At 72.4% G+C, this 23,886-nt stretch carries 22 protein-coding genes; 15 read left to right on the forward strand and 7 right to left on the reverse strand.

Annotation, left to right across the window (positions count from 1 at the left end):
* Position 1: 1 nt before the first annotated feature.
* Positions 2-91: a K(+)-transporting ATPase subunit F gene (gene kdpF, locus ACIOD1_RS17890; RefSeq protein WP_365615850.1), complete on the reverse strand. Its 90-nt coding sequence runs from the start codon at positions 89-91 to the stop codon at positions 2-4.
* A 260-nt stretch (positions 92-351) separates the two neighbouring features.
* Positions 352-756, reverse strand: a complete 405-nt coding sequence (locus ACIOD1_RS17895; RefSeq protein WP_401903233.1) for an ATP-binding protein — start codon at positions 754-756, stop codon at positions 352-354.
* A 159-nt stretch (positions 757-915) separates the two neighbouring features.
* Between ACIOD1_RS17895 and ACIOD1_RS17900 the strand changes: the two genes are divergently transcribed.
* Together ACIOD1_RS17900 and pucL are read left to right on the forward strand one after the other, a co-directional pair.
* Entirely contained in the window at positions 916-2,265 is a 1,350-nt protein-coding gene (locus ACIOD1_RS17900; protein ID WP_401903236.1) for an aspartate aminotransferase family protein, read from the forward strand.
* A 263-nt stretch (positions 2,266-2,528) separates the two neighbouring features.
* The gene (gene pucL / locus ACIOD1_RS17905) at positions 2,529-3,446 is read left to right on the forward strand and encodes a factor-independent urate hydroxylase (RefSeq protein ID WP_365615862.1); all 918 of its coding nucleotides are present in this window, start codon (positions 2,529-2,531) and stop codon (positions 3,444-3,446) included.
* 16 nt (positions 3,447-3,462) lie between these two features.
* On the opposite strand, the gene ACIOD1_RS17910 is transcribed toward pucL, so the two are convergent.
* A complete protein-coding gene (locus ACIOD1_RS17910) occupies positions 3,463-3,984 on the reverse strand; it encodes a histidine phosphatase family protein (RefSeq protein WP_365615865.1) in 522 nt (173 codons plus the stop codon).
* 242 nt (positions 3,985-4,226) lie between these two features.
* Here ACIOD1_RS17910 and ACIOD1_RS17915 point away from each other — a divergent pair, with 242 nt between their 5' ends.
* The 6 genes from ACIOD1_RS17915 (at position 4,227) to ACIOD1_RS17940 (ending at position 7,138) form a co-directional block, all read left to right on the forward strand.
* Complete coding sequence (locus ACIOD1_RS17915; RefSeq protein WP_365615868.1) at positions 4,227-4,442, forward strand: CbtB-domain containing protein; 216 nt, start codon at positions 4,227-4,229, stop codon at positions 4,440-4,442.
* 31 nt (positions 4,443-4,473) lie between these two features.
* A complete protein-coding gene (locus ACIOD1_RS17920) occupies positions 4,474-5,223 on the forward strand; it encodes a CbtA family protein (protein ID WP_365615871.1) in 750 nt (249 codons plus the stop codon).
* 55 nt (positions 5,224-5,278) lie between these two features.
* On the forward strand, positions 5,279-5,524 hold the full coding sequence (locus tag ACIOD1_RS17925) for a hypothetical protein (protein WP_365615873.1): 246 nt from the start codon (positions 5,279-5,281) through the stop codon (positions 5,522-5,524).
* Positions 5,525-5,756: 232 nt separating this feature from the next.
* Entirely contained in the window at positions 5,757-6,365 is a 609-nt protein-coding gene (locus ACIOD1_RS17930) for a class F sortase (RefSeq protein WP_365615876.1), read from the forward strand.
* A 155-nt stretch (positions 6,366-6,520) separates the two neighbouring features.
* A complete protein-coding gene (locus ACIOD1_RS17935) occupies positions 6,521-6,898 on the forward strand; it encodes a hypothetical protein (RefSeq protein WP_401903242.1) in 378 nt (125 codons plus the stop codon).
* Between the two features lie 60 nt (positions 6,899-6,958).
* Positions 6,959-7,138, forward strand: a complete 180-nt coding sequence (locus tag ACIOD1_RS17940) for a hypothetical protein (protein ID WP_401903245.1) — start codon at positions 6,959-6,961, stop codon at positions 7,136-7,138.
* Positions 7,139-7,340: 202 nt separating this feature from the next.
* Here ACIOD1_RS17940 and ACIOD1_RS17945 read toward each other — a convergent pair whose 3' ends face one another.
* A complete protein-coding gene (locus ACIOD1_RS17945; protein WP_365615885.1) occupies positions 7,341-7,751 on the reverse strand; it encodes a hypothetical protein in 411 nt (136 codons plus the stop codon).
* Positions 7,752-7,896: 145 nt separating this feature from the next.
* Here ACIOD1_RS17945 and ACIOD1_RS17950 point away from each other — a divergent pair, with 145 nt between their 5' ends.
* From ACIOD1_RS17950 to ACIOD1_RS17965, 4 genes are all read left to right on the forward strand, one after another.
* Positions 7,897-8,724, forward strand: coding sequence for a hypothetical protein (locus tag ACIOD1_RS17950; RefSeq protein ID WP_365615888.1), 828 nt, complete (start codon positions 7,897-7,899; stop codon positions 8,722-8,724).
* A gap of 71 nt (positions 8,725-8,795) precedes the next feature.
* The gene (locus tag ACIOD1_RS17955) at positions 8,796-10,799 is read left to right on the forward strand and encodes an FUSC family protein (protein WP_401903248.1); all 2,004 of its coding nucleotides are present in this window, start codon (positions 8,796-8,798) and stop codon (positions 10,797-10,799) included.
* A 165-nt stretch (positions 10,800-10,964) separates the two neighbouring features.
* Entirely contained in the window at positions 10,965-11,696 is a 732-nt protein-coding gene (locus tag ACIOD1_RS17960; RefSeq protein WP_365615894.1) for a hypothetical protein, read from the forward strand.
* Positions 11,684-12,943: a sensor histidine kinase gene (locus ACIOD1_RS17965; RefSeq protein WP_401903251.1), complete on the forward strand. Its 1,260-nt coding sequence runs from the start codon at positions 11,684-11,686 to the stop codon at positions 12,941-12,943. Before ACIOD1_RS17960 ends, ACIOD1_RS17965 begins: the two co-directional genes overlap by 13 nt.
* A 72-nt stretch (positions 12,944-13,015) precedes the next feature.
* Here ACIOD1_RS17965 and ACIOD1_RS17970 read toward each other — a convergent pair whose 3' ends face one another.
* Positions 13,016-15,094: a PhoX family phosphatase gene (locus ACIOD1_RS17970; RefSeq protein ID WP_365615900.1), complete on the reverse strand. Its 2,079-nt coding sequence runs from the start codon at positions 15,092-15,094 to the stop codon at positions 13,016-13,018.
* Positions 15,095-15,505: 411 nt separating this feature from the next.
* On the opposite strand from ACIOD1_RS17970, the gene ACIOD1_RS17975 reads away from it, so the two are divergent.
* On the forward strand, positions 15,506-17,152 hold the full coding sequence (locus ACIOD1_RS17975) for a VWA domain-containing protein (RefSeq protein WP_401903254.1): 1,647 nt from the start codon (positions 15,506-15,508) through the stop codon (positions 17,150-17,152).
* Between the two features lie 77 nt (positions 17,153-17,229).
* Here ACIOD1_RS17975 and aspS read toward each other — a convergent pair whose 3' ends face one another.
* Positions 17,230-19,059: an aspartate--tRNA ligase gene (gene aspS / locus ACIOD1_RS17980; protein WP_365615906.1), complete on the reverse strand. Its 1,830-nt coding sequence runs from the start codon at positions 19,057-19,059 to the stop codon at positions 17,230-17,232.
* A gap of 136 nt (positions 19,060-19,195) precedes the next feature.
* Between aspS and ACIOD1_RS17985 the strand changes: the two genes are divergently transcribed.
* On the forward strand, positions 19,196-21,439 hold the full coding sequence (locus ACIOD1_RS17985) for a SpoIIE family protein phosphatase (RefSeq protein WP_401903554.1): 2,244 nt from the start codon (positions 19,196-19,198) through the stop codon (positions 21,437-21,439).
* Between the two features lie 58 nt (positions 21,440-21,497).
* A complete protein-coding gene (locus ACIOD1_RS17990; RefSeq protein WP_401903258.1) occupies positions 21,498-22,580 on the forward strand; it encodes an AI-2E family transporter in 1,083 nt (360 codons plus the stop codon).
* Between the two features lie 268 nt (positions 22,581-22,848).
* Here the strand turns inward: ACIOD1_RS17990 and ACIOD1_RS17995 are convergent, their stop codons facing one another.
* Complete coding sequence (locus ACIOD1_RS17995; protein WP_365615911.1) at positions 22,849-23,808, reverse strand: pirin family protein; 960 nt, start codon at positions 23,806-23,808, stop codon at positions 22,849-22,851.
* Positions 23,809-23,886: the final 78 nt, after the last annotated feature.

A 23,886-nucleotide genomic window follows, 5' to 3' on the forward strand; every position in this document is an offset into this window, starting at 1 on the left:
CTCAGAACCTCTCCGGAAACACGAGAGCGAGGACGAGGTAGCCGAGGAGGGTGATGGCGACCAGCAGGCCGACGACGTTTTCGACGTTCACGGCTTGGCCACCCCCTTGGCGACGAAGGCCACCAGCGCGAAGAGCGCGATCGTGGTGACGACGAAGGCCAGATCAGCCATCGTGTGCTCCTGATGTTCGGAGGCGTGTTTCGGACACTTCCGAGTGGAACGCCTCCACAGGGGTCGGGCTGCCGCCTTGACGGGGCCCATACGCGCCTCGGGGCCGCTTTGACGGCTCTCTAACGCGAGGCATGGCCGGACAGCGATGTTTCACGTGAAACACCGGTCGAGCAGCGGCCGCTACGCGGGTCCCGGCAGCTCCAGCCAGAGGATCTTCCCGGGCCGGCCGACCCCCGTCGGCACCGTCCCCCAGCCCTCCGTGAGCCGCTCCAGGAGGACGAGGCCGTACCCGCCCGGCCGTACCCGTTCGCGCGGCGGGAGGACCCTCGGCAGCTCGGCGCTGCCGTCGGAGACCTCGACCCGCAGCTGGCCCGGGCAGTGCCTCAGGACCAGCTCGTGCGGGCCCCCGGCGTGCAGGCAGGCATTGGTGATCACCTCGGACACCAAGAGGACCGCGTCGTCCACGGCCTCGCTGCCGGACGGCCAGCGCCAGTCCGCGAGGGCCCGACGGGTGAAGTCCCGGCATCGGCCGACGACCCCGTGCGTGCCACCACCCAGCACCAGCCTGCGCGTCTGCTCGACCACCGGCTCTCCCGTCTCGGTTACCGCCCGTCACCCCTGGCGCCGCACCTACCCCGACGCGGGCGGACAAATCCCCCCGGAGTCACCTGGCGCGGGGACACGGGGCCCCGCCCGCGCGGCGCCCGACGCCAGGTCCACATCCTGGACAACTACGCTCGTTTCATGAACCCAGAAGCCGAGGCCCTCGCCGCCGTGAAAGACGCCGACAGGAAGCACGTCTTCCATTCCTGGTCGGCCCAGGAGCTGATCGATCCGCTCGCCGTCGCCGGGGCCGAGGGCTCGTACTTCTGGGACTACGAGGGCAACCGCTACCTCGACTTCTCCAGCGCGCTCGTCTACACCAACATCGGGTACCAGCACCCCAAGGTCGCGGCGGCCATCGCCGAGCAGGCCACCAAGCTCTGCACCGTGGCCCCCGGCTTCGCCGTCGACGTGCGTTCCGAGGCGGCCCGGCTGATCGCCGAGCGGACCCCGGGCGACCTGGACAAGATCTTCTTCACCAATGCGGGCGCCGAGGCCGTCGAGAACGCCGTGCGCATGGCCCGCCTGCACACCAACCGCTTCAAGGTGCTGTCCGCGTACCGCTCGTACCACGGGGCCACGTCCACCGCGATCAACCTGACCGGTGACGCCCGCCGCTTCGGCAACGACACCGCGACCGCGGGCGTCGTGCACTTCTGGGGTCCGTTCCTCTACCGCTCGCCCTTCCACGCGACCACCGAGGCCGAGGAGTGCGAGCGGGCCCTGCGCCACCTGGAAGACACCATCGTCTTCGAGGGCCCGCAGTCCATCGCCGCGATCATCCTGGAGACCGTGGGCGGCGCCCCGGGCGTGCTCGTGCCGCCGGACGGCTACCTGGCGGGCGTCCGCGTCCTCTGTGACCGCTACGGCATCGTCTTCATCCTGGACGAGATCATGGTCGGCTTCGGCCGCACCGGCACCTGGTTCGCCGCCGATCACTGGGACGTCACCCCGGACCTGATCTGCTTCGCCAAGGGCATCACCAGCGGCTACGTGCCGCTCGGCGGGGTCGCGATCTCCGCCACCATCGCCGAGACCTTCGCGCGCCGCCCCTACCCGGGCGGGCTGACGTACTCCGGGCATGTGCTGGCCTGCGCCGCCGCCGTGGCCACCGTCAACACCATGGCAGAGGAGGACATCGTCGGGCAGTCGGCCCGCACCGGCGCCGAGCTGCTGGGCCCCGGCCTGCGGGAGATCGCCGAGCGGCACCCCTCCGTCGGCGAGGTCCGCGGCCTGGGCACCTTCTGGGCCCTGGAACTCGTCCGGGATCCGGCCACCCGTGAGCCGCTCGTCCCGTACAACGCCTCCGGCGGCGACAACGCGCCCATGGCGGCCTTCGGGGCGGCGCTGAAGAAGGGTGGCCTGTGGCCGCTGCTCGCCGGCAACCGCATGCACGTCGCGCCGGCCTGCAACATCTCCGCCGAGGACGTCGCCAAGGGCCTCGCGATCATCGACGAGGCCCTCTCCGTCGCCGACGCGCACATGGCCTGACCTGCACGGTTGTGGGGTCGCCCCAATCCGGGGTGCCGGGGTTCGGATGATTCGTGCGGTGGTCAACACCCCGTACACATGTTGCAATCCGTGCAGTACAACTCAGCACCTACGGACCGGGATGCACGTCAGTCCCGGGGCGGCCCCCGAGGGGTCGAACGGCGGGGAGCGGCACGTCTTCGTTTCGGGCGGGCGCTGGACGCCGGGCGTACGGGATCCAGACAACCGGACTCCGTGTTCCCGAGTACCCGAAGGAAGACACCATGAGCAAGCACGTCCTGGCCCAGAACCAGTACGGCAAGGCCGAGAACCGCATCGTCCACGTGACCCGCAAGGGCAGCGACGGTTCCTGGCACGAGATCCGCGACCTCAACGTCTCGGTCGCGCTCCGCGGCGAGTTCCGCGACGTCCACCTCACCGGTGACAACGCCAACTGCCTGCCGACGGACACCACCAAGAACACCGTGTACGCCTTCGCCAAGGAACACGGCATCTCCTCCCCCGAGGCCTTCGGCATCCTCCTCGCCAAGCACTTCGTGTCCTCGCAGCAGCCGATCCGCGAAGCGCAGATCCGCATCGAGGAGTACGTCTGGGAGCGGATCCCCGTCCCGACCCGCAAGGAGCAGCACTCCTTCGTCCTCAAGGGCCAGGAAGTGCGCACCGCGCAGATCACCTACAGCGAGACCACCGGGCTCCAGGTCATCTCGGGCCTCAAGGACCTGACGGTGATGAACTCGACGAACTCCGAGTTCCACGGCTTCATCAAGGACAAGTACACGACCCTGCAGGAGGCGTACGACCGCATCCTGGCGACCAAGGTCACCGCGCGTTGGGCCCAGTCGGCGCTGGCCGCCGACGACGCCGAGTACGACTGGGACCGGTCGTACAAGAAGGTCCGCAAGCACATGCTCGACGCCTTCGCGGAGACGTACTCCTACTCGCTCCAGCAGACCCTGAACCAGATGGCCGAGCGGGTGCTCGACAACTGCCCGCGGGTCAACGAGGTCCGTCTCAACCTGCCCAACAAGCACCACTTCCTCGTCGACCTGGAGCCCTTCGGCCTCAAGAACGACAACGAGGTCTACTTCGCCGCGGACCGGATGTACGGCCTGATCGAGGGGACCATCCACCGTGACGGCGTGCAGCCGGTGATCGCGACCTCCGACTGGATCGTCGCCTGACACCCGCCCCACCCGATCAGTTCGGCCCGGACCGCGCCGCGGGGTCCGGGCCGTTCGGCGTTTCCCGGGCCTCTCCCACGAGGAGGTTCCAGCGGCCCGCGCGCCCGCTGAGCGAGGTCACGGTGTCCGGCCGTACGTCGAGCCGCCAGAAGGCGGCGGCCGGCAGGTCCAGGGCCCACACCACCGCCGCCCGCACGACGGCCTGCGCGACCACGGCACGGTGCCCGCCGGGATCGAGGGCGGCCAGGTACGCGCCCGTCCGCGCGATCAGCGCCGACAGGGACTCCCCGCCCCCCGGCGGGGCGAACTCCGGGTCGGTGAGCCAACGTCGGACCCCCTCCGGGTCCTCGGCGGCGACCTCGTCGAGCGTGCGCCCCGCCCACAGCCCCGTCGCCGGGGCGGCCAGACCCGGATGCCCGGGGCACGGCTCCGCGGTCCCGAAACGGCCCCGGCGCACGGCCCCGTCGAGCGGCGGGGTGACCAGACGCAGTCGGACGGGGGGCGCCGGAAGGCTCGCAGCGGGTCGGAAGTCGTTCATGCGGGGAGCGTAGAGGGCGCGCCCACGGCGTGAGACGGCGACCACACGCCGTGGTGTTCAAGCCGGCGGCGCGGTACGGTCTCGGACGACATGACGAAGGCATGACGGAAGTACCGGTGGGAATCCGGCACGGTCGCGCCACTGTGAATCCTTCCACTGCAACGTGGGAAGGGAAGTCAGACCCGCCACCTTCGTCGAGAGCACCACTGACCGGGACGCGTGTTCCCTCTGGAGGTTCTGCCATGGCCGACTCTGCCGTGCCCACTTCGGCTCCCGTCGCCGTCTCCCCCCTCTCGCTCAAGGAACTGGCCCCCTGGGCCCTGTTCGTGGGCGTCCTGATGCTCGTCCTGCTCTACCTCGTCGGCGCCGAACAGGGCGCCACCGCCGTCTTCCAGGGCGACGGGATCCACGAGTGGATGCACGACGGCCGCCACCTCCTCGGCTTCCCTTGCCACTGATCCGCACCGCTCCAGCAAGGGAACCCGCAGCATGAACACCATCTCCCCGCGCGTCCTGCTGATCAGAGGCATGCTCGCCGGCCTGCTGGCCGGCGTGGCCGCCTTCCTCGTCGCCTACCTCCTGGGCGAGTCCAAGGTCGACGCCGCCATCGCCATCGAAGAGGCCGGCGCGCCGATGCACGACCACGAGGAGGGTCCGGTCAGCCGAACCCTCCAGGCCACGGCCGGACTCGGCACCGGCACCCTCCTCTACGGCATCGCGCTCGGCGGCATCGCCGCGCTCGTCTTCTGCTACGCCCTGGGCCGCATCGGCCGCTTCGGGCCCCGCACCACCGCCGCGCTCGTCTCCGGCGGCCTGTTCGTCACCGTCAACCTGGTGCCGTTCCTCAAGTACCCCGCCAATCCGCCGGCCGTGGGCGACCCCGACACCGTCGTCAAGCGGACCACCCTGTTCATCCTGATGATCGTCCTGAGCCTGCTGCTCGCCGGGGGCGCCGTGATCCTGGGCCGCCGACTGGCGCCGGCCCTGGGCAACTGGAACGCCTCGATCGCCGCCGGCCTGGCCTTCGTCGTCGCGATCGGGCTCGCCTACGCGTTCCTGCCCGCCGTCAACGAGGTTCCGGCGGACTTCCCGGCGGCGCTGATCTGGCAGTTCCGCCTCACGACCCTGGGCATCCAGATCGCCCTGTGGACTACTTTCGGCCTGGCTTTCGGATATCTAGCCGAACGCGCTATTGCCCCGGCCGCCGCACGCCAGGAGGCTGTACAGCCGACGAGTTGAGCACTCCGCACCCCTCACCGAGGGTGTGAAGCGTGCGGAGGGCGGGAGCCGGAACATGCAGGCCGCGATCCGGGAATGGCGGGGCTGGACCGGCGCCGCGCCCTTCTGGCTGAACTCCTTAATCCTGCTCGTCGCCCCCTTCACCACCGTCCCCCTGCTCGCCCAGATCGGTGTCATCACCGCCTTGGCCGCGCTCGGGGGACTGGCCCGCCAACTCTGGTTCGGCGATTACGGCCACCCCGCGATGCACCTCGCCGCCGCCCTCATGGGGGCGGCGGCGGTGGCGTTCGTGGTGATCTGAGGCCGGCGCCGGTCGGTCCGGGCTCGACGCCTCACCCGTTCGGGCGCACGTCCCGAGGCGGTCGGGGCACGGCGGGCGCACCCGCCGCCAACTGCGAAGACTTCCGCCCCGAGGCCACGGCATCCCCGTGACGCGCCGTCACTTTCCGTGGGTCGGTCGTGTGCGCGGGGCCCCGGAGCGATGGACTGCTCCCAGGGACCGGCCGCCCGAGCCGGACCGGGAGAGGAACGCCATGCCCCGCGCCCAGTGGGTCGTCGCCACGCTGACGGTCAGTCTGCTCTGCATCGGAGTAGGGGTGTTGCGGAGCACCGAGGGGGCCGTGCCCGCCACTTCGGGCGTGAGCGACGCGCTGCCGTCCCGGGCCCTGGGGCTGTCGGGGCACCGCCGCCTCGTGCAGGGGATGGAACAGCACGGCGGGGCCCCCGGCACGGGGCAGGGGCTCCGCGGCACGAAGCACGCGCCGATGCGGAACTCCCGACCGCTGCGGCTGCGCATCCCCAGCCTGGGGACGGACCTGCCCGTGGTCGCGGGCTCGCGGCGGGGCGAGGACGCGGTCGGCTGGGACACCTCCGGGCCGGCCCCGGGCGCCGCCGGAACGGCCGTGATCACCGGGAACGGGCTCCCCCTGGCCGAGCTGAGGCGGGGGCGCACCATCGAGGTCGCCCGCGCGGACCACCGTACGGCCGTGTTCACCGTCGAGCGGGTCTCCCCCGACGGGGCCTCCGGGGGCCGCGGGGGTCCCGGGGGCGGCGCCGAGCGGCCGGGCCGGGCCCGATTGAGGCTGGTCAGCGGGGAGACGGCGGTGCTGGCCCGCCTCTCGGGACCGCTGCGCGGGCGCTGAGCGGGTGCCGGGCGGGCGCTGAGCGGGTGCCGGCGTCGGGAGCGGCCCCCGCTGTCAACCGATCGTCAGCCGAGGGGGGTGTCTTCGTCCCCCGGTCGGGGGCTTCTGGGCCCGAGGTGGGGAGTCGGCCGGTGTGGCGGGGCAGAGAAGCACGCATGAGCGGTACGCGGTACGCGCGGACGGTGGTGGCACGGGCCCTCACCGTGGCCTGTGTCGTCCTGCTGTGCCTGTTCGGCGCCGGTCCGGCCGCGATCCCGGCGGCGACGGCGTCCGAGTCACGTCCCGCCTCCTCGGCACCCGCGGACCCGGCCGAAGCGCCGGCCGATCCGGCGGCCGACAGCGAGTCGCGCGCGGCCCTGAGGGAGCCGGCGCGCGGGAGGCCGACCGTACGACGGCTTCCGCCGCGGATGTTTCACGTGAAACACGCCGACGAGATCGACGGCGTCGACGAGGGCGCCCGGCCGACCGTCGGCGGGCTGAGCCTGCCGGTACGGCCCCGGCACGCGGTACGGAGTGTGGTCCTGCGCTGCTGAGCGGGCCGAGCAGCGGAGCGCACCCCCCACACATCCCCTCGCACCAGATGAGGTTCCGCCATGCCCATCGACCCGTACGCGGCCCTGAACGCCATGCTCCGCGCCGAGGCCTCCCGCTTCTCCCCGCCCGCCCCGCCAGCCACCCGGCCCGACCGGACGGCGGCACCGACCGCCGCAGCCGCCGCCGAAGCCGATCCCGCGCGCGAGACCCCGCAGGGCCAGGGGGACTCGGCGGCCTAGGTCGAAAGAGACGGCCTGCCGCGGACATGAAGCGGCGCCGGTCCCGCGCCCTCGGCAACGGAGTCGTGGTCGTGTGAGGTCGACCACGGGCACGGGAACCGGCGCCGCCCTTCAGTCTCCACCGGCCCGGCGCGCCCCACCTCGGGCGTCCGGCCGGCTCCGTCCCGCCCGAAAGTACGATCCGGCGGCTCGGCCCGGTCGTTCAGTCCTCCCGCGTGTAGTAGCGGTAGAACGCCACGAGCCCGACGCCCAGAGCCGTGAACAGCCCGATCGAGACGGAGCGCAGCACCGTGGAGTTGGTCAGGCTGTGCAGGTAGCCGGCGGCCAGTCCGCCGAAGACCGCGTAGGAGAGCGCGTGGACCTCGCGCTTCATCCTGGGTCCGAAGCGGGCGAGGGCGAACATGATGCCGGCGAAGAGCACGCCGCACAGGATCCCGTAGAACACGTTGCCCGCGTTGACCGGTCCCATCTGGCGTTGGATGAAGGCGCACCAGACCCCGTAGACCAGTCCGGCCAGCAGCGGGCGGATCAGGGCGTTCATGCCGGTGTGGTGCGCGTCCGCCGAAGTCATCGGGCGGTGGCGCCGGGGGGCGGTGGGTGCCGCATGTGCCATGGCGGGGCTCCTCTCTTCCAGACTCCAGGGCACACCCGGTGGGGCCGGGCGGCAAGTGGATCAACCGCGGGGGCCTGCCGCGCGGGGGCACCCGTACGCAGCAGCACCGGTGGCAGCGGCCACCGGGGCGGTTTTCCCTGGTGACGTGCGCACCTTCCTTTCGTCGGCCCTGATCGTGCTCGTGGCTCTGCTCGTGCCCGCGAGCGCGGTCGCGTACTGGGCCGATCACGAGCTGGGGAACGCGGACCGCTACACGGCCGCCATGGCCCCGCTCGCCGGCGATCCGGCCGTCCGGTCGGTGGTGGTCACCCAGGCCACCCGCGCCCTCTCCGGCCAGATCGACGCGGGTCCCTTCCAGGGCGGCGTGGACACCCTCATCGGTGAGGCTTTGGACTCCTTCGCCGGGACCCCGGCCTACCGGACGGCCTGGGACGCCGCCAACCGGGCCGCGCACACCGCCTTCCTCGACGCCCTGAACACCGGCCACGGCGACGCCCTCACCATCGATCTGGCGCCGGTGATCGCGCAGGTCCGGGTCGAGCTGATGAACGACGGGGTGCCCTTCGCGGACCGCATCCCGCAGACGCACCTCTCCGTGAAGGTCATGGAGTACGACAATCTCGGCGCCCTGCGGAGGTGGTTCCACATGCTCCAGATCGCGGGCGTCTGGCTTCCCGTGCTGACCGTGGTGCTGGCCCTGGCGGCGGTGGCCCTGGCCGTCCGGCGGCGTCGCGCCGTCCTCGCCACCGGCCTCGGGCTGGCGGTCGGAGCGGTGCTGCTGTGGATCACGGTGAGCCTGTGCCGCGGCCTGACCCTCGACGACCTGCCGGCCGACATCGACCGGAAGGCGGCCGGCGCGGTGTACGACGCGCTGACCGCGTTCCTGCGCACCACGGCGTGGGTCGTGCTCGCCCTGGGCCTGGCGGTGGCATTGTCCGCATGGCTGATGGGCCGACTGCGCCGCACCCCATAAGCTCGGTAGGTGCCCATCCTCCGCAGAACACCACAGAACGACCGATTCGCGAGCGGTGACACGGAAGCGGAATGACCACCGAACGACGCACCGAGCACATACCGTCCGGGCCGTCCCGCCCGAACCCGCTGACGCCCCCTTCCTGGCTGCTCGCGGGCCTGCGCCCCAGCAGCGCCCCCATCCCCTGGGCGGGCGCCGTCCGCGCCGCGATCGCCCTGTCCGTGCCGCTCGCGGTGGGCTTCGCCCTGGACGAGCCCGAGTTCGGTGCCCTCGTCTCGATGGGCGCCCTCTCCGGGGTGATCGGCGACACCGCCGACGCCTACCGGATGCGCGTTTTGAACATCGCCGTCCCCCAGCTCTTCGGCGCGGTCGGAGTGGCCCTCGGCACCCTCGTCTTCGGGCACGGCTGGGTGGCCGTCGGCGCCCTCACCCTGATCGCCCTCGTCTCCGGGATGATCTCCTCCATCGGCACGGTCGCCTCCGTGTCCGGGCTGCTGCTCCTGCTGAACGCCGTCGTCGGCGCGGGCCTGCCCATGCCCCGGCCCTGGTGGACGGCGCCGCTGCTGCTGAGCGCCGGCGGGTTGTTCGTGCTGGCCCTGACCCTGCTGGGCTGGCCGCTGCGCGGCCGTCACCCCGAGCGGGCCGCCGTCGCGGGCGCCTACCGGGCCGTGGCCGACAGCCTGGAGGCCGCGGGAGGGCCCTCGTACGAGGAACGCCGCCTCCAGGTCACCCTGGCCCTGAACCAGGCCTACGACCTGGTCCTGGGCCGCCGCGCCCGGGTGCACGGGCGCAGTTCCTCGCTGGTGCGGATGCTGTCCCAGCTGAACGTGCTGATCCCCCTCGTCGAGGCGGCCCCCGCCGTCCATCTGCGCGGACGCCCGCTGCCCGCCGAGATCCCGGCGGCCGTACGGGAGCTGGCGGCCGCCGTGGAAGCGGGCCGCACGGGCGTGCCCGGCCTGGAACTGCCCGAGCCCCGGAGCCAGTCCGAGCGGGCCCTGGACGCCGCCCTGCGGCACGCGGCGACGATCGTGCCGCTCGCCGAGCCGGACCTGCACAACGTCGACGACCGCCTCGGCCGGCCCGCGGCCCTGGGCATCCGCACCCGGCGGGCGGTGCGCGACATGATGATGTCCCGGGCTTCCTGGCGGTACGGACTGCGGCTGGCCCTGTGCATCGGGCTCGCGCAGTCGCTCGTCTCCCTCGTCGCCGTCGAGCGGTCCTACTGGGTCGCGCTGACCGTCACCTTCGTCCTCAAGCCGGACTTCGGCTCGGTCTTCTCCCGGGCCGTGCTGCGCGCGTTGGGCACGGCGGTCGGTCTGGTGCTGGCCGCCGCCGTCCTGTCCGAGGTGCCGCGCGGCTGGTGGGACGTGCCCGTGATGGCGCTGCTGGCGGCCCTGATCCCGGCCTTCTCCGCCAAGGGGTACGCCTTCCAGACCGCCGCGATCACCCCGGTGATCCTGCTCCTGTCGGACCTCCTCAACCACCAGGGCTTCGACCTGATCCGGCCCAGGCTGCTGGACAGCCTGATCGGCTGCGCGATCACCCTCGTCGCCGGCTACCTGCTGTGGCCCGAGAGCTGGCACACCCGGATCGGCGACCGGCTCGCGGGCGCCGTCGACGACGCCGCCCGCTACCTCGAACGGGCCTTCGCCCCCGTCGCCGACGAGGTCGCGCTGCGGGCCGCCCGACAGCACCGGCTCCAGGCCCGCCGCCGGATCTACCGGGAGCTGTCGGGCGTCCGCAGCGAGTTCCAGCGGGCGCTGACCGAGCCCCCGCCGACCGGGGCACGGGCCGCCGCCTGGTGGCCGCTGGTCGTGGCCGTGGAGCGGGTGGTCGACGCGACCACCGCCGCCCGGGTCCGCGTCAACCACGGGGCCGACCCGCCCGCCCCCGCCGAGGTGGAGACCATCGCGAAGGAGCTGCGCGGGCTGGCCGAGGGGCTGCGCAACAGCAGCACCCTGGCGGGGGTGCGCGTCGTGCCGCTGCCGCCGGGCGCGGAGGAGTCCGTACTGGCCCCCGTGCACCAGGAGGTGTCGGCCGCCCGGGCCATCGCCCAGCCGGACCGGCGCCCCTGACCGACACGCCCCGACCATCGGGCCGGTCGGTGGGGTCGGGCGGTGGGGGCAGCCGGTGGGGCCGGTTGGTCGGGCCGGTTGGTAGGGCCGGGATGTCGGGCCGGGGCGTCCCCCGAACGCCACGCGGGCCGGGCCGGGCGGGCGCCGCCGGGGGAGCATCGGAGCATGTACCGTCCCCCGCGCGCCGGAGCGGCCAGAGCGGCCTCGCTGGCCCTCGCCGTCGTCCTGGCGGCCGGCGCGGCGGGCTGCGCCGATGTCGAGGGGCTGAGCAGCGAGGGCGACCTGGGCACGGCACGCGCACCCCAGAGCCTGTGGAAGTCCTACCACCCCCGCCCTCCCGCACCCGATCAGCAGACGGGCGCCCCGGTGGTGCCCGGGGTCGCCAAGGTCTCGGGCGGGAGCATGCGGGGTGTGGACGCGCTCGCCGTCGTGCGCGCCGACGTCAAGGCGGCCACCGCCGCCGACGGCGGCACGGGTCGGCTGGTCGACCCTCGAAGCGTCCAGCGGCTCGCCCTGTGCACGGAGACCGGTGACGGTGGCGCGGACTGCCCCGTGCGCCCTCCCGTCCTCCACGACCTGACCGGCGACGGCAAGGAGGAGCTGATCACCGCCCTGGACGTGGACGACCGGGTCACCGAGCTGCGCGTCTACGCGGCCCGCAAGGACGGCAGCGTCGTCCGGATCCTCTCCCGGCGTGGCGTCCTGGAGGCCGTGGAAGTGGCCGCCGAGCACCTGGCCGTGCGCGAGCCGACCTCGAACCCGCGGTACATCTCCGTCTCCGACTACGTGTGGGACCCGAAGGCGGGCAACATGAGCCTCTCGCAGCTCACCCTCGACGAGTGCCAGGCCCTCACGGACGTCCCGTTGGCCGAGGGACGGGCGCGATGCGCGCGCTGAGCAGCCTGCGCTGGAAGATCGCGCTGACCACGACGATGGTCTGCTGCATGGTGGCCGCCGTCCTGGGGATCCTCGTGCACAACGTCGTCGCCCGGCAGGTCGTCGGCGAGGTGCGCAAGGACGTGGAACGCGATCTCGACCACGCCCTGGGCCACTACGAGTACGGCACCGCCCACGGCGACGTACAGATCGCCCTGGATCCGCCGGGCCTGCCCGCTCCCCTGCGCGCGCTGGTCACCCGGGGGGACACGGGCACCATGGTGGGCGACTACCGGGACGAGCCCGTCATGTGGGGCGCCGCGCCGGCCGACGGGAAGGCCCTCGCGGTCTGGACCCCCTTCCAGGCCACCCGCAATCGGCTCCGGGACATCGACACCGCCATCCTCGCCTCCTCGGCCCTGGCGGCCGGGGTGGTGGCCCTCGCCGGTCTGTTCCTCGCCGACCGGATCAGCCGGCGGCTCGACACCACCGCCGCCGTGGCCCGGCGGATCAGCGCCGGAGACCTCGACGCGCGGGTGGACTTCCCCGCCGAGGGCGGCGACCGGCGACCGGGCGGCTCGCGCGACGAGGTACGGGACGTGGCCCACGCCCTGGATTCGATGGCGGCCTCGCTCCAGGAGCGGTTGGAGGCCGAGAAGCGGTTCACCGCCGACGTGGCCCACGAGTTGCGCACCCCGCTGACGGGTTCGCTGGCCGCCGCCGCGCTGCTGCCGGAGGGCCGCCCCAAAGAGATGATCAACGATCGGCTCCAGGCCCTGCACCTGCTCACCGAGGACCTCTTGGAGATCTCCCGGCTGGACTCGGGCGTGGAGCGGGCCGACGTGGCGCGGGTGGAACTGGGCCGGGCCGTCGAACGGGCCGTGGCCGCCGTCCGGCCGACCACCGAGGTCCGGGTCGTACGGGACTTCGTGGTGCTCACCGATCGGCGCCGACTGGACCGGATCCTCGCCAACCTCCTGGTCAACGCCCACAAGCACGGTCGGGAGCCGGTCGAGGTGACGGTGGACGGTCCGGTGATCACCCTGCGGGACCACGGGCCGGGCTATCCGCCGGAGCTGATCGAGCACGGCCCCAAACGCTTCCGCACCGGCGATCCCGGGCGCGGCCGGGGCCACGGACTGGGCCTGACGATCGTCGCGGGCCAGGCGGCGGTCCTGGAGATCGAGCTGACCTTCGCCAACGCCCCCGACGGGGGCGCGGTGACCGTGCTCCGGCTCCCGGTGGGGCGCCTGCCCGAGGCGAGTTGACCGGACGGCCCGGGAGATGTTTCACGTGAAACACCCCCCGGGCCGGTCAACTGGCCCTGTGCATGGGGTGGATCAGACGCCGATGTTCTTGCCGTCCTTGCGCCACACCGACACGACCGACGGACGGACGATCTTGCCCGGTCCGTCGGGCCACACCGACTGCGGCTTCTCGACGGACGCCCCGTCGATCTCGCCCGGGTGCTGGACGGCGACCAGGACGCGCTTGTCCTGAACCAGCGGACCACAGGTCTCGGCGCCGCGCGGGACGGTCAGGAACTGCTTCAGCTCACCGCGCCGCTCACCGGCGGTCGCGACGCCGAACAGGCCGTCGTGCGAGCCCAGCTGGTTGCCATCGGTGGAGATCCACAGGTTGCCGTGCGGGTCGAAGGCCACGTTGTCCGGGCAGGAGATCGGGCTGACCTTGTCCTTCGGGAAGCCCGCGAAGTAGGTGGACGGGTCGTTCGGGTCACCGGCGACCAGGAACAGGCGCCAGGCGAACCCGTCACCGGCCGGGTCGTCGAAGTTCTCGGCGAGCTCCAGGATCTGGCCGTGCTTGTTCAGGTTGCGCGGGTTCGCCTCGGTGGGGCCCTCCTTGCCGGGCTTGCCGCGGTCGGTGTTGTTGGTCAGCGCGATGTAGACGCGACCGGAACGCGGGGATGGCTCGACGTCCTCGGGGCGGTCCATCTTCGTGGCGCCGGCCTTGTCGGCGGCCTGGCGGGTGAAGACGTAGACCTCTTCGGCCGTCATCCCCTCGACGTGCGAGACGTTGCCGGTGGCGAGCTTGATCCAGATGCCCGAACCGTCGAACTCGCCGTCGGAGGGCAGCTTGCCGGTGCCGTCGAGCTGGTCGACCGGGGAGTCCCCGGTGAGCTTGGCGACGTAGAGGGTGCCCTCGTCCAGCAGCGTCAGGTTGTACTCCTTGGCCGCACGGGAGTTGCCCTTCTTCATCTGCTTCGAGGACACGAACTTGTAGAAGTAGTCGAAGCGCTCGTCGTCGCCCATGTAGACGACCGGACGGCCGTCCTCGGTCAGACGGGGCTGGGCGGCCTCGTGCTTGAAGCGGCCGAGCGCGGTGCGCTTGCGCGGGGTGGAGTTCGGGTCGTACGGGTCCAGCTCGACGACCCAGCCGAAGCGGTGCGACTCGTTGGGCTCCTGCGACACGTCGAAGCGCTTGTCGAAGCGCTCCCACTTGCGCTCGGTGGCTCCCGCGGTCACGCCGTAGCGCTTGAGGCGGGCGGCCTCGACGGGCTCGGTGACCAGGCCGGCGTTGCCGAAGTACTGGTTGAAGTTCTCCTCGCCGTGGAGGGTGGTGCCCCACGGGGTGGTGCCGCCGGCGCAGTTGTTGAGCGTGCCGAGGACCTTGGTGCCGGTCGCGTCCACGGAGGTCTTCAGCAGGGCGCTGCCGGCCGCCGGGCCGGTCAGGCGGAACACGCTGGTGGCCGTCAGGCGGCGGTTGAGCTGGTGGCGGTTGACCGCGGTGAGCTTGCCGCTGCGGTGGTCCTCCTGGACGACGACGACCGACAGCCCGTGCGCGGCCCAGGCGATCTCGACCTGCTCGCGGGTCGGGTTGGCCGGGTCGTAGCCCTTGAACATGAGGTTCTCGTCCGTGTACTCGTGGTTGGCCACGAGCAACTGCTGACGCTCGTAGTCGCCGTCGAGCGGGAGGAGGCTCAGGAAGTCGTTGTTGTAGCCGAACTGCCCGGCCTGGGCGGCGGCGCTCTGCTTGTCGGAGTTGAAGCCCGGGGCGCCCTTGACGATCGGCTCGCCCCAGCGGATGACGACGTTCTGCTCGTAGCCTTCGGGAACGGTGACCTTGTCGGCCGTGTTCGGCGCGACGGCCTTGAAGCGCAGACCGCGGGCGGCCTCGCCGGAGCCGGCCTTGGGGTCGACGGAGGGGGTCGCCTCGGCGGACTGGCCACCGCCGGCGCCGAGGGTGACGGCGGTACCGGCGGCGGTCGCGACGGTGACGATCGCGGCGGAGCGGAGCATCGAGCGGCGGGAGTAGGCGCGGGCCATGACGTCACCCGCGTACTCGTTGTCGCTGGTGTTGGGCACCTCGTGGAAGCATGCGTCGCCGCAGCGGTAGCGGCAGGTGAGGGCGGAACGTCCGCCCCCGTGCGAGTTGCCGAGGAGCGGAAGGAGCTTGCGCACGAGGTGTCCTCCGATAAGTGCACGACACCGACAAGATGTCGGTACGAATCAGGCGTGACGCTAGGCCCGGGTTGCGCCGATGCGGGGGCGTGGGGATGAACGGTGAATGAACCCGGCACGGCGGAGGGGCAGTTCGGTCGGCGGACCCGGTTCGCTGGGGCGTCGGGCGCCACGAAAGGCGCCCCTGCCGAAGTTCCAGCCAAGGGGCCGATAACCTTACGTGTCCACTCTGGGCAGGGATCATCCGCGCAGCACGGACAAATGACGCACGCACTCATGCGAAAGGCCTGGCCCATGGGTATTCGGAGCTTGTTGCGCAAGGTATTCGGACGATCTGCCGAGCCGGTTCCGGAGACGTCGGAGTCCTCTTCGGCGGTCGTCCCCAACCAGGCGGAACGTACTCCCCTGGACGTGGCCGCCGAGTTGGTGGCCGCTTCCTTCGACAATCCGACCGTGCCGCCGCAGTCCGCACCGCGGGACCGCGAGCCCGGCACACTTCTGACCGCCCCCACCCCGGTGGCGGACCCCACCGTCCCGGAGGCACGCCGCCCTTCGCCTCCGGCGGGCGCGGAGACCCCGGGATCGGGCGGCACCCCGCCCGTGGCCGAGCCGGCCGCCGCGCAGGTGGAGCCCACCCCGACCGAACCCGCTGCCGCCACCACGCCGGAGGCCGCCCCGGCCGAGGCCGAGGCCCAGCCGGAGCCGGAAGCCGTCCCGGCCGAAGCCGCCGCCGAGCCGGAAGCCCAGCCCGAGGCCGACGCCGCCCCGGCTGAAACCACCGCCGAGCCGGAGCCCGAGGCTGTCACGGCCGAAGTCGAACCGGCCGCCCAGCCGGAAGCCGTCACGGTCGAGGCAGAGGCCGACGCGGAGGTCGAGGCCGACGCCCAGCCGGAGGCCCCGACCGAACCGGCCGCACAGGCCGAGGTGCGGGCCGAGACCGAGCCGCAGGCCCAGCCGGAAGCGGAGGCCGTAACGGCCGAAGCCGAGGCCGAGCCGGAGGCCGCCCCGGCAACCGCCGAGGTGGACCCCGAGCCGGTGGCTCAGGACGAGCCCGCCACTGAACCGGAGGCCGTCTCAGCCGAAGCCGAGGCCCAGCCGGAGGCCCAGGCTCAGGCGGAAGCGGAGCCCGTCGCGGCAGCCGCCGAAGCCCAGCCGGAGGCCGTCGCGGCCGAGGCCGAGGCCGAGCCCGAGCCGCAGGCTCACCCCGAGCCCGAGGCTCACGACGAGCCGGCCACACAGCCGGAGCCCGTCCCGGCAGCCGCCGAAGCCGAAGCCGAGATCGAGGCCGAAGCCGAGCCGCAGGCTCAGGAAGAGCCCGTCGCCCAGCCGGAGCCCGCCACTCAGCCGGAGCCCGTCGCGGCAGCCCCCGCCACCCAGACCCCGCCGGAGGCAGTCGCGGGGGCCGCTGTCGCCGCGGCCGTCGTACGGCGGACGGCGCCCGGCGTCGTCGGGGCGTACAAGGCCGCCGGGCAGGTGCTGCGCGCCAAGGGGAAGGCCGGGGCACGGGCCAAGGTGTACCTGGTGCTCGACCGTTCGGGATCGATGCGCGGGTTCTACAAGGACGGCAGCGCCCAGTACCTCGCCGACCACGCCCTGGCCCTGGCCGCGCACCTCGACGAGCGGGCCACCGTCCACACGGTGTTCTTCTCCACCGAGCTCGACGGCACCGCCGAACTGTCCCTCGACGCCCACGACCCGGCCTGGGTCGAGGCCCGGCACGCCGAACTCGGCCGGATGGGACGCACCAGCTACCACGTCGCCGTCGAGGCCGTGATGGAGCGCTACCAGAAGGACGGCGGCGCGGGCCCGGCCCTGGTCGTCTTCCAGACGGACGGCGCTCCCGACAACCGTCAGCCCGCCCGCCAGGCGATCGCCGACGCCGTCGCCGCCGCCCCCGACGTCCACTGGCAGTTCGTCGCGTTCGGCGAGCCCGACTCCAAGGCCTTCGACTTCCTGCGCAAGCTGGACCTCGCGAACGCCGGCCTCTTCCACGCCGGAACGGCCCCCACCGAGCTGGCCCCGGCCGCGCTCCTCAAGGGTCTGCTCCAGTCGTACTGACCCGGTGACCACAGAAGGCGGCGCCCCCTCCCGGTCCGGGAGGGGGCGCCGCCTTCGTACGTCGAACAGCCGGCAGGCTACGCGCGCGGCGACCCGGCGTCCGGGATGACCGCGTCCGACACGGGACGCTCCGTCGGAGCCGCCTTCGTCTCGACCGGCTTGCGCAGCGCGATGTTCAGCTCGCGCAGGCGGGACTCCTCCAGCACCGTCGGGGCGCCCATCATCAGGTCCTGGGCGTTGCCGTTCAGCGGGAAGGCGATGGTCTCGCGGATGTTCGGCTCGTCGGCGAGCAGCATCACCATGCGGTCCACGCCCGGGGCGATGCCACCGTGCGGCGGGGCGCCGAGGCGGAACGCGCGCAGCATGCCCGCGAACTCCCGCTCGACGGTCTCGGCCTCGTAGCCGGCGATCTCGAAGGCCTTGAGCATGACCTCGGGCTCGTGGTTGCGGATGGCGCCGGAGGAGAGCTCGATGCCGTTGCAGACGATGTCGTACTGCCAGGCCAGGATGTCGAGCGGGTCCTTCTCCTCCAGGTCCTTCATGCCGCCCTGCGGCATGGAGAACGGGTTGTGGGAGAAGTCGATCTTGCCGGTCTCCTCGTCCTTCTCGTACATCGGGAAGTCGACGATCCAGCAGAAGCGGAAGACGTTCTCCTCGAACTGGCCCGCGCGCTTGGCCGCCTCGACGCGGACGCCGGACATGATCTTGGAGACCTCGTCGAACTCGCCCGCGCCGAAGAACACCGCGTGCCCGGCCGCCAGGCCCAGACGCTCGGTGAGGACCTTGACGTTCTCCTCGGTGAGGAACTTGGCGATCGGGCCGGTCAGCGCGCCCTCGTCACCCACGCGGACCCAGGCCAGGCCCTTGGCGCCCAGCGAGATCGCGTACTCGCCGAGGCCGTCGAAGAACTTGCGCGGCTGCGCGGCGGTGTCCGGGACGGCCAGCGCGCGCACGTGCTTGCCGGCGAACGCCTTGAACTCCGAGCCCTCGAACACGTCGGTGATGTCGACGAGTTCCAGCTTGGCGCGCAGGTCGGGCTTGTCGTTGCCGTACTTGACCATCGACTCGCGGAACGGGATCCGCGGGAACGGCGAGGTGACCTCGCGGCCCTTGCCGAACTCGGTGAAGATCTCGGTCATCAGACGCTCGATCGGCTGGAAGACGTCCTCCTGCTCGACGAAGGACATCTCGACGTCGAGCTGGTAGAACTCGCCCGGCGAACGGTCGGCGCGGGCGTCCTCGTCGCGGAAGCAGGGCGCGATCTGGAAGTACCGGTCGAAGCCGGAGATCATCAGCAGCTGCTTGAACTGCTGCGGGGCCTGCGGCAGGGCGTAGAACTTGCCCGGGTTCAGGCGGGACGGGACGACGAAGTCACGGGCGCCCTCGGGGGAGGTCGCGGTGAGGATCGGGGTCGCCATCTCGTTGAAGCCGAGGGCCACCATCTTCGAGCGGATCGACGCGATGACGGCCGAGCGCAGCATGATGTTGTCGTGCATGCGCTTGCGGCGCAGGTCGAGGAAGCGGTACTCCAGGCGCCGCTCCTCGTTCACCCCGTCGTCGGTGTTGATCGTGAAGGGCAGCGGGGCGGAGGCGCCGAGCACCTCGACCTCGGTGACCTCGACCTCGACGTCACCGGTCGGCAGCTCCGGGTTGACGTTGTCCGCGCCACGGGAGAGGACCTTGCCGTCGATGCGGACGACGGTCTCCTTCGTGACGTTGCCCAGCGCCTCGGCCCCGGCGGTGCCGGGGCGGACGACGAGCTGCGTGATGCCGTAGTGGTCACGCAGATCGATGAAGAGGATGCCGCCCAGGTCACGCCGATTGTGCACCCAGCCGCTCAGCCGGACGTCGGAGCCGACGTCGGAGGCTCGAAGCTCGCCGCACTTGTGGGACCTGTACCGATGCATCAGTCATCCAGTTCTACGCGATACCAGGGTGGATTCAACCGTCCCCAGGTTACCGTCCGGCAGGCGTGCCGCGCGGGCACGCCCGTGGAGGCCGCTGAACAGGCACTCCCGCGGGATGACCTGTAAAGATGACCGGGTGCGCACCGAGGACGTCCTGGCCGCCATCGCGACCGGCCTGTGGCGATGGGACAACGCCTCCGGGACGGTCACCCTCGACGGCGAGGCCGCCCGGCTGCTCGGGCTGCCCGCCGAGCCGGTCGTCCTGCCCGAGGTCGCCGTGCGCTCGCGCTTCCACCCGGTGGACTGGAACGAGATCAACGGGATCGTGAACCTCGCCGTCGCCGAGGGAACACTCGCCGAGGCCCGGCTGCGGATCATGGACGAGGACGGGCGCGTGCTGCGCACCGTACGCAGCCGCTCGAAGCCCAGGGAGAACCGGACGGCCGAGGGCCGCGTCGACTACGAGCTGATCGGCACCATCCAGGAGATCGCCGAACCCCAGCCCGGCACCACCGCCGTGCACACCCCCATCACCGGCGACTGGCGGCGCTCCCGCGAGGCCTTCCTCCTCGACGCGGGCCGGGCCCTGGCCGAGGCCCGCTCCACCAGCGAGGTGCTCCGGGTGGCGGCCTCCCTGTCCATGCCGGGGTTCAGCCCCGACGGGCTGGCCGTCTTCGGGGTCGCCGGCGACCGGCTGTCGATCATCGGGCACCACGGGCACGGCCCCGGCGCCGAGGCCCCCTTCACGGACATGGGCCTGGAGACGGACTATCCGGCCACCGAGGTGGTCCGGACCGGGCGGGCGATCTACCTCCCCACCCCCGAGGACTACAAGCGCCGCTTCCCCGCCACCTGGCCGCTCGCCCAGCGCTTCGGCCGGGAATCCTGGGCGTTCATCCCGCTGATCGTGGCGGGGCGCACCATGGGGGCCTGGATGGCCGCCTTCAAGCACCCGGTGTCCTTCTCCCCCGACGAGCGCTCCGTCCTGACGACGGTGGCCCGGATGCTGGCCCAGGCCCTCCAGCGGGCGGTCGTGGCCGAGTCCGAACGGGAACTCACCACCGGACTCCAGCGCTCGATGATGCCCCAGCTCGGCCCGGAGATCCCCGGCATGACCATCGCCGCCCGCTACGTCCCCACCGGGGGCGGGCTCCAGGTCGGCGGCGACTGGTACGACGTGATCCCGCTTCCCTCGGGCCGCTTCGCCCTGGTCATCGGGGACGTCCAGGGACACGACGTACGGGCCGCCGGCCTGATGGGGCAGCTGCGGATCGCCGTACGCGCCTACGCCTCCGAGGGCCACCGGCCCGACGCCGTGCTCTCCCGCGCCTCCCGCTTCCTGGCCGGGCTGTGCTCCTCCCAGGAGGACGCGGACGGGCTCGCCGGGGACGAGGACGCGGACTTCCTGAGCCCGCGCTTCGCCACCTGCCTGTACGTGGAGTGCGACCCGGGGACCGGGATGCTGGAGGTGGCCCGCGCCGGGCACCCCGACCCGGCGGTGCGGATGAGCGACGGCACCGTCCTGGTGCGGCCCACGGCGGGCGGGCTGCCGCTCGGCATCGTCCCGGACACCGACTACCCGACGACCCGCTTCGCCCTGGAGCCCGGCGAGACGATGATGCTGTGCACGGACGGGCTCATCGAGACCGGCGGCCACGACCTCGACACGGGCTGGGCACGGCTGCGCGCGATCCTGGAGGCCGACGCGGACGTGGACGCGCGGGCCGACGTCGGCGCCGGTGCCGGTTCCGCCGGTGCGGGTTCCGGCGGTCCCGGCGCCGGGCACCTGGAGCGGCTCGCCGACCTGCTGGTCCAGGCCGTGCACGGGCCCTCCTCGCACCACACCACCGGACCGCTGGCCGACCGCCGCGAGGACGACATAGCCGTGGTCCTGCTGTGGCGCGAGCACCCCGCCCCCGGCCGCGAGGGCCTGCCGCCGCACCCGGCGCGGCCCGCCCGGCGCACGATGCTGACCGTGGCGCAGGCCGAGCCGGGGCGGATCTCGGGAGTCCGCCGGCAGATCAGGGAACTGCTGCACGACTGGGCGGACCCGGAGCAGGTGGACTCGGCGGTGCTGATGGTCTCCGAGATGGTGACCAACGTCCTGGTGCACACCGACGGGGACGCCGCGCTGCTCGCGGAGGCCGCCGGCGAGCGGGGCGCGCGGCGGTTGCGCGTGGAGGTCGCGGACTCCAGCGACGAACTCCCGCACAAGCGGCAGCCCGGCGAGATGGCGTCGAGCGGGCGCGGGGTGCTGCTCATGGAGATGCTGGCCGACACCTGGGGCGTCGACCCCCGGGGCCAGGGCAAGTCGACCTGGTTCGAGCTGTACGAACGCTCCAAGCGGGACGAGACCGCCGAAGAAGACGACCCCGGCTGATCCGGCTGATCCGGCCTTCCGGCTTTCCGGCCATCCCGACTGAAAGGCGGGTACGGCGATGTCGACCCCTCTGCTGCCCGAACCGGTGCGTCGGTTGGGCGCCTGGTGCGGAGTCGTCCTGCTCGCCGCGGCCGTGCTCGCACTGGTCGTGTGGCTGTGCGTGACCCTCAAGACGGTCGTGACCCCGCTGCTGCTCGCCGTGCTCGGTACGGCCCTGCTCGGGCCGATGCACCGTCGGCTGGTCGCCCTGCGGGTCAACCGCTCCCTCGCCGCCGGCCTGACCTGCCTCGCCGTGACCGGGGTCGTCGGCGGGGCCTCGTACGTGGTCGTCCTCGCGCTGATCAAGACCGGTGACCAGATCATCGACTCCCTCAAGCGGGCCGGTGCCGCCCTCGCGGAGCACTTCGGGGCGGTCGGCACCTCCCTGGAGGACGTGGCCGCCCACTCCAAGGGCCTCCTGGCGAAGTTCGGCGGCACGGCCGCCTCCGGGGTGCTCAGCGGACTCAGCGTGGTGGGCACGATGATCGCCACGGCTCTGCTGTCCCTGGTACTGATCTTCTTCTTCCTGCGGGACTCCGACCGGGCCGTCGCCACCCTGCGCTCGCTGGTACCGCACGGCGCGGGCGACCTGATGGAGGCCATGGGGCGGCGCGCCTACGGGGCCGTCGAGGGCTTCATGCGCGGGACCACCTTCGTCGCGCTCGTCGACGCCGTGCTGATCGGCACGGGCCTGCTCGTCCTGCGGGTGCCGGGCGCGGTGGGGCTGGCCGCGCTGGTCTTCGTCACGGCGTACATCCCCTACCTCGGCGCGTTCCTCTCCGGCTCCGTGGCGGTCCTCGTCGCCCTCGCCGACCGGGGCTGGATCATCGGCCTGTGGACGCTGGGCGTGGTGCTGGCCGTCCAGATGATCGAGGGCTACGTGCTCCAGCCCCTGGTGCAGAGCCGCACGGTGCAGATGCACCCGGCGGTGGTGATGCTGGCGATCACGGCGGGGGCGAGCGTCGCCGGCATCCTCGGCATGCTGCTCGCCGTACCCCTGACGGCCGCGGTGTTCGGGGTGGTCTCGGAACTGAGGGGCCGCTTCGCCCCGCAGCCCCCGGAACCGGACACGGCGGCGACCGGGGCAACGCCGGACGCCTGAGGCGGGGCGGGGCGGGCCGGCCGGGCATGCCGCTCGAAGGTGGAGCGACTCCGCCCGCACCAACCGGCGTTGGCGGCGGGCACCCCCCTCTGCGTGTCTGCGTGAAGATGTAGGGCCCACGCAGACGGCCCGCCGGTATGCGCGAGGGCCGGCCCGCGCCGACAGCCCTGAGGCCGCCCCTTTCGGATCTTGCCGGGCTCCGGCCTCGCTCCGAACCACGGAAAAGGCCCGGACCGACAACGGTCCGGGCCTCCTTCGAGCGCGTGCGCTACTTCTTCCGCTCCGTGGTCGGGATCCGGCCGAGCCGGCCCGCCTGGAAGTCGTCGAAGGCCTGCTGGAGCTCGTCGCGGCTGTTCATCACGAACGGCCCGTAGTGCGCCATCGGCTCCCGGATGGGACGGCCGCCGAGGAGCACGACCTCCAGGTCCGGGGCGTTGGAGTCCTGGGCCTCGTCCGCGCGGACCGTGAGCGAGCCGCCCTCGCCGAAGACGACCGTCTGCCCGGTGTGGACGGGCCGGCGCTCCGCGCCGACCGAGCCGCGGCCGGCCATGACGTACGCGAGGGCGTTGAAGTCCTCGCGCCACGGCAGGGTGATCTGCGCGCCCGGGGTGACTGTGGCGTGGATCATCGTGATCGGGGTGTGGGTGATGCCCGGGCCCTCGTGACCGTCCAACTCACCGGCGATCACGCGGAGCAGGGCGCCGCCGTCGGGGGTGGACAGCAACTGGACCTGGCCGCCGCCGATGTCCTGGTAGCGCGGGGGCATCATCTTGTCGGAGGCCGGCAGGTTGACCCACAGCTGGAGGCCGTGGAAGAGCCCGCCGCTGACGACGAGCGACTCCGGCGGGGCCTCGATGTGGAGCAGGCCCGCGCCGGCGGTCATCCACTGCGTGTCGCCGCCGTTGATGACTCCGCCGCCGCCGTTGCTGTCCTGGTGGACGAAGGTTCCGTCGATCAGGTAGGTGACGGTCTCGAAGCCGCGGTGGGGGTGCCAGGGGGTGCCCTTGGGCTCGCCCGGCGCGTACTCCACCTCGCCCATCTGGTCCATCATGATGAACGGGTCGAGGTGCTGGTAGTTGATCCCGGCGAACGCGCGGCGCACCGGGAATCCCTCGCCCTCGAATCCACCCGGGGCCGTGCTGACGGCCAGCACCTTGCGGGAGGCGGCCGTCTGCGGCTCGGCCACGCGGGGAAGGGTCAACGGGTTCTCAACAGTCACTGCGGGCATGGTCGTGACCTCCTTCTGGCGTCGAGTTTAGTTGAAACTCGAACTTTCTGCCACTGCCCCACAGAACAGCGGAGCCCC

The organism is Streptomyces sp. NPDC088097, assembly GCF_044741845.1.
Taxonomy (GTDB): domain Bacteria; phylum Actinomycetota; class Actinomycetes; order Streptomycetales; family Streptomycetaceae; genus Streptomyces.

Bases quoted from the DNA above. Each gene is read 5' to 3' on its own strand.
- ACIOD1_RS17900 (WP_401903236.1), top strand. From the start codon at position 916: ATGAACCCAGAAGCCGAGGCCCTCGCCGCCGTGAAAGACGCCGACAGG.
- ACIOD1_RS17955 (WP_401903248.1), top strand. From the start codon at position 8,796: ATGACCACCGAACGACGCACCGAGCACATACCGTCCGGGCCGTCCCGC.
- ACIOD1_RS17925 (WP_365615873.1), top strand. From the start codon at position 5,279: ATGCAGGCCGCGATCCGGGAATGGCGGGGCTGGACCGGCGCCGCGCCC.
- ACIOD1_RS17935 (WP_401903242.1), top strand. From the start codon at position 6,521: ATGAGCGGTACGCGGTACGCGCGGACGGTGGTGGCACGGGCCCTCACC.
- ACIOD1_RS17945 (WP_365615885.1), bottom strand. From the start codon at position 7,751: ATGGCACATGCGGCACCCACCGCCCCCCGGCGCCACCGCCCGATGACT.
- ACIOD1_RS17965 (WP_401903251.1), top strand. From the start codon at position 11,684: ATGCGCGCGCTGAGCAGCCTGCGCTGGAAGATCGCGCTGACCACGACG.
- ACIOD1_RS17960 (WP_365615894.1), top strand. From the start codon at position 10,965: ATGTACCGTCCCCCGCGCGCCGGAGCGGCCAGAGCGGCCTCGCTGGCC.
- ACIOD1_RS17920 (WP_365615871.1), top strand. From the start codon at position 4,474: ATGAACACCATCTCCCCGCGCGTCCTGCTGATCAGAGGCATGCTCGCC.
- ACIOD1_RS17940 (WP_401903245.1), top strand. From the start codon at position 6,959: ATGCCCATCGACCCGTACGCGGCCCTGAACGCCATGCTCCGCGCCGAG.
- ACIOD1_RS17915 (WP_365615868.1), top strand. From the start codon at position 4,227: ATGGCCGACTCTGCCGTGCCCACTTCGGCTCCCGTCGCCGTCTCCCCC.
- aspS (WP_365615906.1), bottom strand. From the start codon at position 19,059: ATGCATCGGTACAGGTCCCACAAGTGCGGCGAGCTTCGAGCCTCCGAC.
- ACIOD1_RS17930 (WP_365615876.1), top strand. From the start codon at position 5,757: ATGCCCCGCGCCCAGTGGGTCGTCGCCACGCTGACGGTCAGTCTGCTC.
- ACIOD1_RS17910 (WP_365615865.1), bottom strand. From the start codon at position 3,984: ATGAACGACTTCCGACCCGCTGCGAGCCTTCCGGCGCCCCCCGTCCGA.
- ACIOD1_RS17990 (WP_401903258.1), top strand. From the start codon at position 21,498: ATGTCGACCCCTCTGCTGCCCGAACCGGTGCGTCGGTTGGGCGCCTGG.
- pucL (WP_365615862.1), top strand. From the start codon at position 2,529: ATGAGCAAGCACGTCCTGGCCCAGAACCAGTACGGCAAGGCCGAGAAC.
- ACIOD1_RS17995 (WP_365615911.1), bottom strand. From the start codon at position 23,808: ATGCCCGCAGTGACTGTTGAGAACCCGTTGACCCTTCCCCGCGTGGCC.